The organism is Eubacterium sp. Marseille-QA0814 (assembly GCF_965119675.1).
Classification (GTDB): domain Bacteria; phylum Bacillota; class Clostridia; order Lachnospirales; family Lachnospiraceae; genus Eubacterium_G.
In genome coordinates, this window is sequence record NZ_CBCPMG010000001.1 from 2,557,133 (window position 1) to 2,568,605 (window position 11,473).

The 11,473-nt window shown below is 33.7% G+C and carries 3 protein-coding genes and 1 other annotated feature (1 of these 4 only partly in view); all 3 genes read left to right on the plus strand.

Annotation, left to right across the window (positions count from 1 at the left end; translation table 11 throughout):
* The first annotated feature begins 16 nt into the window (after window positions 1-16).
* The 3 genes from ACQY63_RS11590 to ACQY63_RS11600 are packed head-to-tail and all read left to right on the plus strand — an operon-like array spanning window position 17 to window position 11,220.
* Window positions 17-10,048 (plus strand): CotH kinase family protein, encoded by a 10,032-nt coding sequence (locus ACQY63_RS11590; protein ID WP_428245255.1) that lies wholly within the window; start codon window positions 17-19, stop codon window positions 10,046-10,048.
* A gap of 31 nt (window positions 10,049-10,079) precedes the next feature.
* Entirely contained in the window at window positions 10,080-10,238 is a 159-nt protein-coding gene (locus tag ACQY63_RS11595; RefSeq protein ID WP_022165714.1) for a hypothetical protein, read from the plus strand.
* Window positions 10,239-10,254: 16 nt separating this feature from the next.
* Window positions 10,255-11,220 carry a hypothetical protein gene (locus ACQY63_RS11600; RefSeq protein ID WP_428245256.1) on the plus strand — a complete coding sequence of 322 codons (966 nt, stop codon included), beginning with the start codon at window positions 10,255-10,257 and terminating at the stop codon, window positions 11,218-11,220.
* Between the two features lie 197 nt (window positions 11,221-11,417).
* Window positions 11,418-11,473: a binding site (T-box leader), on the plus strand; it runs 196 nt beyond the window's last position.

Sequence of the window (11,473 nt, forward strand, 5' to 3'; positions counted from 1 at the left end):
AAGGGAGAAAAGGGAAATGAAGAGACAGATGAAAAAATTAATTTCAATGATACTTGCTATGGCTATGGTGGTTACAAGTATTAATTTTACTCCGAAAAATGTTAGTGCGGAGGATGATGGTAGTGGATGGACTACAATTTCAAATATGTTGTATCAATCCAGTAATACTCCTATGACTTTAAATTATAAGGTGGCAAAGGGCGCAGAAAGTAGTGCCATAGAAGCTTACGGTGACTTTTTTTTGCATGTGTATCCGGAAGGACTTACAGGTGCAGATAATGCAAAAATTTATTTAAACGAGGGGCAGACAACAACAGGAGAAACTGTGTTTGCAGGAATGAAAGACCATGATAATACAAGATATAACATAGGACTTGGTTTGACTGACGTAAATTTAAAGGCTGACACATATTATTCATTACGCTTTGTGTATGGCACACATGATGTTGTGTATTATTTCTATACAGGAAACAAAAATATTAAGGAAGAAACCACAACAGAAACAACCACAACAGAACCGAAACCTTCAATTACACTACAGGCTTTAACTAAAGCGTATGTGTACAACTATTCAGAAATTGATGGAGGATATAAGGTAAGTTTTACGGATCCAAATACTGTTACTGTTGAAAATGAGGCAACATATACATACACATTAAATATCAATGGGCAGACAATAGAAAACATTGCATCATCGGGAAGCAGTGTTGACTTAAGTAGCCTTAATTTAACAGAAGGTACAGTATATACTGTAACAATGAATGCTGTTTATAAGAAAGGTGATACTACTGTAACATCACCGGCTTCAAGTGAAACAACATTTACATATAGAGGAAAAACAACAGCATACGATAACGGAATCCCGCAGATTTTTATAAACTCATCAAGAGATACAAAAACAAAATATATTAATTTATACACAGATACTACAAAGACAAAAGTTAATGCCTCTTTAATGATAAAAGGAGCAGACGGAAGTACAACAGAAGTTTCAAATTCAGGAACTGTAAATGTTAGAGGTAATTCAACATCTTTAGCTGACAAGAAAGCGTATAACTTAAAGTTTAACTCTTCAATTAATCCATTTGGTATGGGTTCAGCAAAGAAATGGAGTCTGCTTGCAAATATTTTTGATAAAACTTTAATAAGAAATCATATGGGACTTGATTTCCAGAGATATTTAGAGAGTACACAGACACCATTTGCAAATAATGTAAGCAAGGCGTTTACAAGCAACTGTAAAAATGTTGATTTATACGTGGACGGAAAATACTTGGGAACATACCTTTTAACAGAGTCGGTGGAAGTAGGAGCAGACAGAGTTAATATTGATACAAGTTACTATGACAAAACTACTGATGATGTAAAGGCAGATAGTACACCAACAACAGTTACAATTAATGGAACAGAGTACAAGTTATATGATGCCTTATTGGAATTAGCTAATGACAGCAGACTTGATACAGATGCATATTATTTTAAAACAAGTGTACTTGGACAGCAGTTTGGCTTAAATGATCCGGTATGTTCTACAGACATTGCGGGAAATAAATTAAATCCTAGTTTGAAGGAGAATAGTGCAGATGCTGTTAAGCCACAATTTGTAAATGATATTAGATCATACTTAGAAGGATTTGAAAATGTAATTAACAGTACATCATACAAAACATCTGATGCTCAGTTTGAAGATATGGAAAAATTCATTGACGTAGATTCTTTTGTGGATTTTTACATTACTTCAGAATATTTTATGACAAAGGATATAGGCTTTAGTTCTACACGTTTCTATATTAAAGATGGAAAACTATATGCAGGTCCATTGTGGGATCTTGACCTTTCAAGTGGTAATATTGATGACCATGAAAATGCAGAAGATTTCAGAAGTAAGAATTCATTTAAGTGGTTTGAAGTTTTAATGAAAAATAAGAACTTTTATAATAAAGTTGTAGCAAGATACAAAGAGTTATTACCAAAAATTAAATCTTTGTATGCTGACAATGGAGAAGTAGATACACTAGTAAGTGAAATCGCTAAGTCGGTTAAGACAAATTATGAGAATGCATACAACTACAAACGAGCTACAACTGATGACGAAAGAAATGTAGGCTGGGGTTACTCGTGGTTGTACGGAATTAGTGGTTCACTTGACGGGACAGGTGAAAAAACATTTACAAAAGATGAAATTGCAGCAGTAGGCTCATATGGCTCAGGCGTAATGCACGATACATATGAAGAGTATATTACTGAATATAAGACATGGCTTAAAAATAGAAACACATGGCTTATGAGTCAGTTTAATATAGGCGACGAAGATGCAGATTATTATAGAATTAGTGGCGCCGATGATTTAAACAGTAACGGTGTAGGAAAAGATACTGTTGACGGTCTTAATAATTATGTAAGATATGCAGGAGCAAGAGCAATTGCTTACTCACCAATTGCAGGGGACATTCCATCAAATGCCATTGATACCCAGTCAAATACAAAATGGGAACCATTGGATAATACAAGTGATAACTTTAAACTTAAATTAGGAAATACATATAACGTAAAGGAACTTTTGATTAAGTGGCAGACAGCCAGTGCTGCAGATTATGAGATAGAAGTTTCAACAGATGGTAAAATCTATAATAAAGTTGCTGAGTTTTCCGGATTAACAGGAGCAAGAACAGATAAAATAATTTTAAGAGATTCAGTAGAAGCTAAATATATCAGAATAGTGCCAACAAAGAGAAGTACAGGCTATCCTGTGGCAATATTTGATTTTAGCGTTTATGGAAGTGATAGCGAAAAGACAGCCGAAGAGTTTGTTGATGAAGTTGAAGATGCAACCCAGGAAAAAATTAATCCGGATAGCATTGCTAATGATGATTGGGAAATTGTAAATGAAAATAAGTCAAGCAGTGGCGCAACAATTTATATGACAAAAGCCAAAAAAGTCATAATGGCAGAACGTGAAACCATGTGTGGTTATTATGGAGCAAATACAGTTCAGGCATGGGGAAATATTTCTGATAATATGAAAGCACAAGGTATTTTCGGCTTTGTTGCTAAAGACGGTGGTACACCAACAGGAATTATTATTGATGGTGTTAGATATATGGATATTATAAATGCATCCGTTAATAAGTTAGTTTATGTAAAAAATGATTGTGTATTTATTAAGGACTCTTTGTTGGATGCGAAGAAAGGAGAAATCTCATACCATACCATTACCGTAGAGGGAAATAATTTAGGAACATTCCTAGTTAAAGTAGTGGGTGCTACATCTAAACCAATTACTCCAATGGGATTAAAGGTAGCACCGGACGGAAAAGGAATAATCAACGTAGTTTGGGGACAAAATGATGAAATGATCAATAATGGTCAAAAATATAATGTATACATTGATGATGAATTAGTGGCATCAGGAGTTGCATGTGGAAGTTATAATTATGAAGTAACTAATGGAACTCATACAGTAAAATTAACAGCTACATTAAATGGTTATGAATCAGATGCAGTTACGGCTACAGTTGGGTCCACGGGTGGTAAAGATCCGGGTGAAACAGATTCATCTACAGTAGCACCAACTGAAACAGCAACAGAAACACCAACTGAAACAACAAAAGCAGGTGAAATTGATGTGCCGGGTGATGCAAACTGGATTGATTTTGAAGGCTCAGATGGAGAGTACAAGTATTATATTCCATCAGAGTATAGCACAGCGTATGACAAAAAAGCCAAAAAAGTATTCGATACAACACTTTATATTGAATACAATTTAGGTGCTAAATTTACTTCAGTAAAATTAGATAATAAGGATTACACTATCACTGATGGAGCTTTTGTTAACGTCTTAAAAACAGATGTAGATGATTATAATGTTCATAAACTGGAAGTTGTAGACGCTAATAAAACGGATAAGGCTATTATATATTTGAAAAGAGCAAAGGCATCTGCTATAAAAGTTACATTCACAGACAATCAATGGGAAAAATATCGTAATGAAAGTATTACATGGAACAAAGTAGATGATGCCGTAAAATATGCAATTTATGCAGACGGTAAATTGTACATAACAACAGATGACGAGAATACAACATCAATATCAGTTCCTGCTTATGCTTTTGCAAAGGCAACAAATAACAACGGACAGGCAACTACAGTTGGAAAACATACAACAGCAGTTGTGGCAATCAAAAATGGAGACGAAATCAAAGAGACTCTATCAGATGTTGATTCAACAAGAGTAATGGGTTCAAATTCATTCCAATTGTATGTAAATTACATTTTCGGAAGTGAGACAAATTTGTGGAATCATACGGGAGTTGACAGCAAGTGGAATTTCACTATATGCGAAGGTGTAAATTCAGACATATCAACAGGGGCAGATGTAAAAGTAGATTACACAAATGATGGACAGGCTAATTTGACTTTTAACAATATGGGCAAACATACAGGAAGTGATCAGGCATGGACTATCAAAGCTGCAATTTATAATGAAGCAGCAACAAAGGGCGAGTTACAGAATTTATCTTTTAAGATATATGGACCAAAAGAGTTAATAGGCGAGACTATAAAGATAAAATGTTGTCCTGAAGAGTATGTAAATGGAGCATATTCAAATGTTATTTATGAAGAAAAAGAATATACATTTGAAAGGGCAAAAGATGGAAGTGCGGTGCTTAATTATTCACTTTCATTTAACTCAACAAATGATTCATACGATTTATTGTTTGGCTTAGGTTTACTTGATTTTAAAAATGCAACTAATAAAACTCTTACATTCTCAGATGCTGACATTAATACTGTATATGGAATTACAGATTTAAAGGCAACAGGTACAAATGTTGCAAGTGATGATGCTAAGGGCGATTTATTTATATCATGGTCATCTAATGTACCTGACAAAATGGCAGGTTCCTATAAATATCAGGTAGAAATTGATGGGGCACTTTATAAATATTCAGGGACTGAGGACTTGTTCCCTGGAACTGTAAACAACATAACAGCATCAGGATATTCAGTTGGTGAACATAAGGTTGTTGTAAAAAGTATTTACGATGGCACAGTTACGAGCTCAAAAGAAACAACAGCCATCATTTCAAATACAAAAAAACCTGATTTAGTTGTAACAGGAATGAGCATTCCAAAAGTGACACATTATATTGGTGAAAACTTACAGCTTAGTGTAACAATAAAAAATATTGGTAATGCAGTTGCAAAACCTGTAGCAGGAAAGAATCTTGTTGTAAGACTATATGAAGATAGCAATAACGGTGAAGTTTTAGGTAATAAAATATGTTACGCTAATACAACTGAGGCAGAGCAGGGAACTAGTCCTGGATATTTGAAACCGGGCGAAGAGTATACAGTTGTTTTTGATGTTAAAATTAATGAAAATCAGGATGGCTCAAATATATATAAATACAGAGCATTTGTAGATGCAGACAGAATTATAGATGAGGGAGAAGATGAGGATAACAACGAATATTCTAAGTCATACAAATTCTACGATCCATTAAAAGAAGTAACATTTGGAACAGAAAATGGAAAGATTACAGCAACATGGCCTGCATCTGATGATGTTAAGAAATACATCGTTGAGTATACTGTTGGTGATGAAACAAAAACAATGACAGTTACTGATAACAAGTGTAGTTTAGGTGATTTGGAACAGTTCACTGAAGGAACAACAGTAACAGTAACAACTGTAGGAAAAGATGATGATGAACATGTTCATGCAAAAGGAACACCAAAATCAGATTTGATAATTTCATCAGTATCAACTCCAAGTAATGCCTATGGAGTAGGGGATGTTATTCCGATTACAGTAACTATGAAGAATGTTGGCTTAGGGGTTGCAAAACCTAACAGAAACAATAACATGACTGTAAAGCCAACTAAGGATGGAAAAATAATTACGTCAGACATTGTTGCACCTAAATGGAGAACAATGGCAGAAGATGGTCTTGAACAGAAGTTAAATGTGGGAGCTGAGTTTACTCCAACAGTTACATTTAAGTACACTGTTCAGGAAAGTGATTTAAAAGAAGGAACAATTCATATAGGTGGCTACGCTGACGGAGAGTATGTAGTTGATGAAAGTGATGAGAACAATAACTGCACAGAAGTTGCTATAAAGATTATTTCAAAAGGAGCAGTTACATTAGACAGTAATAATGGTGACGGACCAGTCAAGGCAACATGGAAACAGTCAACAGATGAAAATGTTGACTCATACCAGATTCAGTACGTTGTTGATGGAAACATAATTAAGAAAACTATTAGCAAAAAGGAAGTAGACAGTGATGGTAATTATGTTTATACATTTGGAGATAATGAAGGTCTTGATAATCAGTCCCAAGTAAAAGTGTTAGTTAAATTTTCAGGAGATAAAAACTATTATAATTATGCAAGTACAACAGCTATGGTTGATTTGATAGTCAGCACTGTAAAGGGACCAAATGAAAACAACGAAAAAGTAAAAGTTAATGTAAACTTTGATTTAGTGGCAACAGTTAAAAATATCGGTACAGCAAAGTTATCAGCTACAGCAGATACTCAAGAAAATTATGGCAAAAAACTTTATGTGACACTTTGTAGACAGGAAGGGATAGAGCAGGTAGTGTCAGATGGTTATTATTTAGGCTTGAATGTTGGAAAAACAGCTAGTATCAGATTAAAAAATGTGTGTGCAAAAGAAACTGGAACAAAGAAGCTGATTATTAATGTAGATGATGCTGGATGGGATACAGAAGAAGGCAAAGATGTTGGATACATTCAGGAGTCTAATGAAAATAATAACAGTTACGAATATACTGTTAATGCAGTAATTGAACAAAATTCAATGGATTGGACAACTTTAAAAGAAACAGTGGGAAGTAATACACCATATCAATTTAAAGTGGCACAGGGAACTAAGAATGCCCGAATAGAATACAAGGTAGTTTCAACTAATAATCAGACACTTGATTATAAAGATATTATTGTAAAGTATACAGGTTATAACACAAGATATATGTCAATTGGTTTCAATCCAAACTACACTGTAATGACAGAAGTTAAGAATGATTCAACAGGTCAGGTTATCAGTACAGTTCCATATTGGGCTGCAATAACTAAGAACCAAGTTGATTCTAACATTCACGACCTGGATAACTGTACAATAATGGATGTTGAAGGTTGGGACATTGACGGTATTGGTGTAGATGGAAATGCTGTTCAAAAACCTAAAAAACCAGGAACACACTTTAACAGAGACGGAAACGGCTTCAACATGAACGTTGATGACTTTGATTTAAATGCATACTACTTATTGAAGTTATATAACAAAAATGGTGATTATGTAGTAGTTGCATTCAGAGTTACAGATGAAAATGGTGATATTGGAGACTGGACACAAATTCAGGGAAATAATATGGATAATTCAGCAATTCCTGTTTGTTACCACACAGCTCATCGTGAAGTAAAGAGTTCACTTTATTACGATAAGCATGATATTAAATTAAGTAATATTGCAGCTTACAACGGAAATCATATTTCTGTAGATTTGGATACACAGAACAAGATTAATCCAAATGCTAACAGAGTTTTAATTACAAGAGGTTTGTTAGACAGTAGCGGTGATATGATTATTCCTTCAGTAGATGGAACATATGTTGAGGAAGGAACAGAAACAGGTTCTTATTATGCATGTACAGGTGATTTGTTAAATACAAATTCAGTAGATTATTATAAGAGTGAGAGCAATTATGTTTCTTTAAGTGGATATGGAATTAATGGAAACAATAAGATTCAGATTATGCTACCTAATATGTTAGCGCAGATACCTGTTCATAGTGCTTTAGGTGGAAAAAAAGATAATGAATATTATTACATGAAAGTATATTGGGATGAGCAAAATTATCCGGGACAATATGTTTCTATTCCAATAAAGATTAAAGCAGATATACCTGAGATTGAAAAGGTTAATGGTTTAGTTGCTACAAACAGAGGTAGTTCGTTATCAATTTCCTGGGTTAATTCAACACAGCAGGAAGCTGATGGATATTTATATGATGTTTACATTGATGGTGAATTAAAGGCTCAAGATGTACAGGCAGGTTCATATAGCTTCTTAGGATATAATGAAATCGGTTCTACACATACCATTAAAGTAGTGGCAAAATGGTGTGAACAGACAACAGAAGATTCGGTAGAATACACTATTGTTGAGCCGGAAAAAGAACCTGAAGAAATAGTACCAGGTGAAGTACCTACATATCCTGATGACAATGATAACAGATGGATATTAATTTCAGGCCAGCATATATTACCTGTTTCAGAAGAAGGTTCACTTGGAAAAACAAATGCAAAAATTTACTATTATACTGATGAAGACATTAATGGAATAACAGGTTACAATGACAGTTATATTTCATTAAATGGTAGTTCAAAATATTTTACAGGAACAACAACTAAGATTTTTGTACAAAGGGGTGATAGTACTTCATTAGTTTCTAAGTCAATATATGATAGTTATTATGAAGGTCAGACATTAATGAATTCTTCAACAATGTTTGAATTACCGAAGGGATTTGCAAAAGGCACAACTTACTACTATGTAGTTCGTGTTTGTGGAAATAATGGAAATACATATAAGGATTTCTACTTTAAGATAATTCCAACAGATGATTCAATTGATTCAGGTGTTAATCATACAGGAAAATGGAGAGAGATTAGTGGTGAATCACAATTGTCTGTAAAGATGGGCTCAGGCTCGAAACTTAAAGGTACAATCAGCTTTTTAGATTATCCTGCATTTAATGAAGGTTCTTCTATAACAGAAAAAGGAGGAACAACATCTATTGGAACAAATACATATAATGCAGTTGGTTACAATGGATACTACTTATCCATAATCGGTGATACAAATTATTATGTAGCAGGTAACACAAAAGTCTATGTTTCAGAAGGAAGCGATTCTGTTTTATATGCAGAGAATGCAAATGATTTGACTTTTACAGAGAAAAAAGTAAGTGACCAGTCTTATTCAGGTCAGATAATCTCTGAAACAGAAGAACTGTTTAGTGTTGTTTATGCAACAACATATTATTTGTTGAAAGTTCAAAGTGGAGACAAAGTCACATACATACCTTTTGAAGTAAAAGTCAACATAGGAAATGTAGAAGTTCTGGGCTTCCAGATGAACACAAATAAGAATGCCGGTGGAGTAGCTGAATACAATCCATCATTTAGAGTTGTTTCAAAAACAAGTAATGTAATGACAATCAATAACAGACTGTATGAAGTTAAGAAAATGGGTACAGTTTATGCAATTGATGATGGAAATACGGACATAAAATCTAATATGAATTTGGATGCAGTTTCATCTAATGCAAATGTATCAAAATATGAAACAACAGATAGAGGCAAATTGGCAGGCTACACGACTTCTGCTAATGACAATGATTACTATACATACTATGCGTTAACATTTAAATATAATAATTACAAATATGCTTCATTGGAACAGAAGTGGGCATTTAGAGCATATGCAGTATTAGATATGGGTGATGGTACAGAAAAAGTTGTATATGGTAAAAATATTTACACAACAAATATGTATGACATTGCACAGAATTTATATAAAAATCAGAAAATGGGAACAAAAGAATCTCATGATTACCTATATGATAATGTTCTAAATATTGTTGATATGTATAACAATATGGGACAAATTGCAAATGCAATGTTTAAGGCAATGGGAGTCACATCAACATCTGACAGCAGATATGAGACAGTGACAAAAATGACACAGGACTTACACAATTATTGCAAATGCTTATGGGGAATATCATATGACACAAGAGGTAAGTTTAGAAGCTCCCAGGTAGAAGATGAATTACTGAAATTACTTAACGGAGTGAAAAACAATGACAAGAACTATGCTAGTGTTTATGATTGGATTTACAATGAAACATCCAAGTATGGAAAGAAAAATGGAACGAAATACAAAGGATGTTATAGGCTTGTAGATTATTCATGGGATAATAGCATTGATAAAGATTTTTATAAACAGTAATACTACATACAATTAATAGGAGGGTATTTAAGTGAGTCGCACAAAAAAATATGAAAAACCTATAATTGAAGTTACACGTTTTGACATAAATCAAAATATTATGGATGGCTGGGATGGTGACATTACCACAGTGGCTGATATTTCACAACCTGATGGTGGACCAACCACTCCGATAATAGATTTGGATTAGGAAAGGGGCAGATGTTATGAGAAAAGAATATAAAAAGATTATATCTACAGTGTGTGTTGTAACTTTAGTTGTAGGCTCCTTAACATTTACTAATAAACAAAATGTAGAAGCTGTGGGCAAAACCACAGCAGCTACATTCAATAAATCATTGAATCAAGGGATAAGCCTTTTAGCAGACGATACAGAAAATGGAACTTACACAGTGAAAGTTACATCCACATTGAACGGTGTGGAGTCAGAAGGTTCAGTATCTGACGCGGTAGAAGTTGTTTCAGTTTTAACTACAGATAATTCAGCAGTTGAAGGTTTCCAAATTAAAACAAATGGGGCTGATTCGAATATTGCTTTTAGAACTGTTTGTAAGGGACTAAACGTAGGAAGCGCTATTACAGCAAGTGATGGTAACACATATACTGTTAAACAATTTGGAATAATATATGCCCTGGATCCGAACCAAAGTGGCTATAGAAAAAATGATGCTTTAAACACAGCATATACAATTTTAAATCCAGATGTAGTTACAGGACAACAGTATTCTTACGAAGGAAAAATACAGTATGCCGGTAGTAATGTTACTTATGGCTTCCTAGCAAGTGATGGGGCAGTAATTAATAATTGGGATACTACTGATACAGAAAATACATATTATGTTGTAACAATGAATGGAATTAATCCACAGATTACAAATTCCATTTTTGTAAGATCATTTATAATAGCAACAGACACCACAGGAAATAATACAATCATTTACGGAAAGAAAACTGCTGTTATGTCGGTTGCAGAAGTAGCAGATTATTTATACCGCAACAGTAAAGCACAAAATTACTCAGGACATAAATATTTGTTTGAAAATATTTTAAGCAAGGTTGCTACAACCAATCCATATTTTAGAAACACAACACTTCCGTATGGCTGGGACAATAACTTGTTTACACCATCAAGCCCAACATATACTGTTACAGACGGAACGTTGGAAAATTAGAACAGGAGGTTAATATGTGTAAGGCAATAGATGCTGTTAACAAATATTATCAATAATTTAATTTTTTAAACTGTTAATATTTATAGAGAGCTCTTGAATTATTAATATTTATGTAGATTTCTTGAATTATTAGCATCTATAGTGGTTGACATTCTTAAATTAATTGACTAAAATAACAAATGTATAAAATTTAATGAAAAAAGACTTTGATAGAGACAGTAGTTTATCAGTGAACGTTTCAGAGAGCTTGACG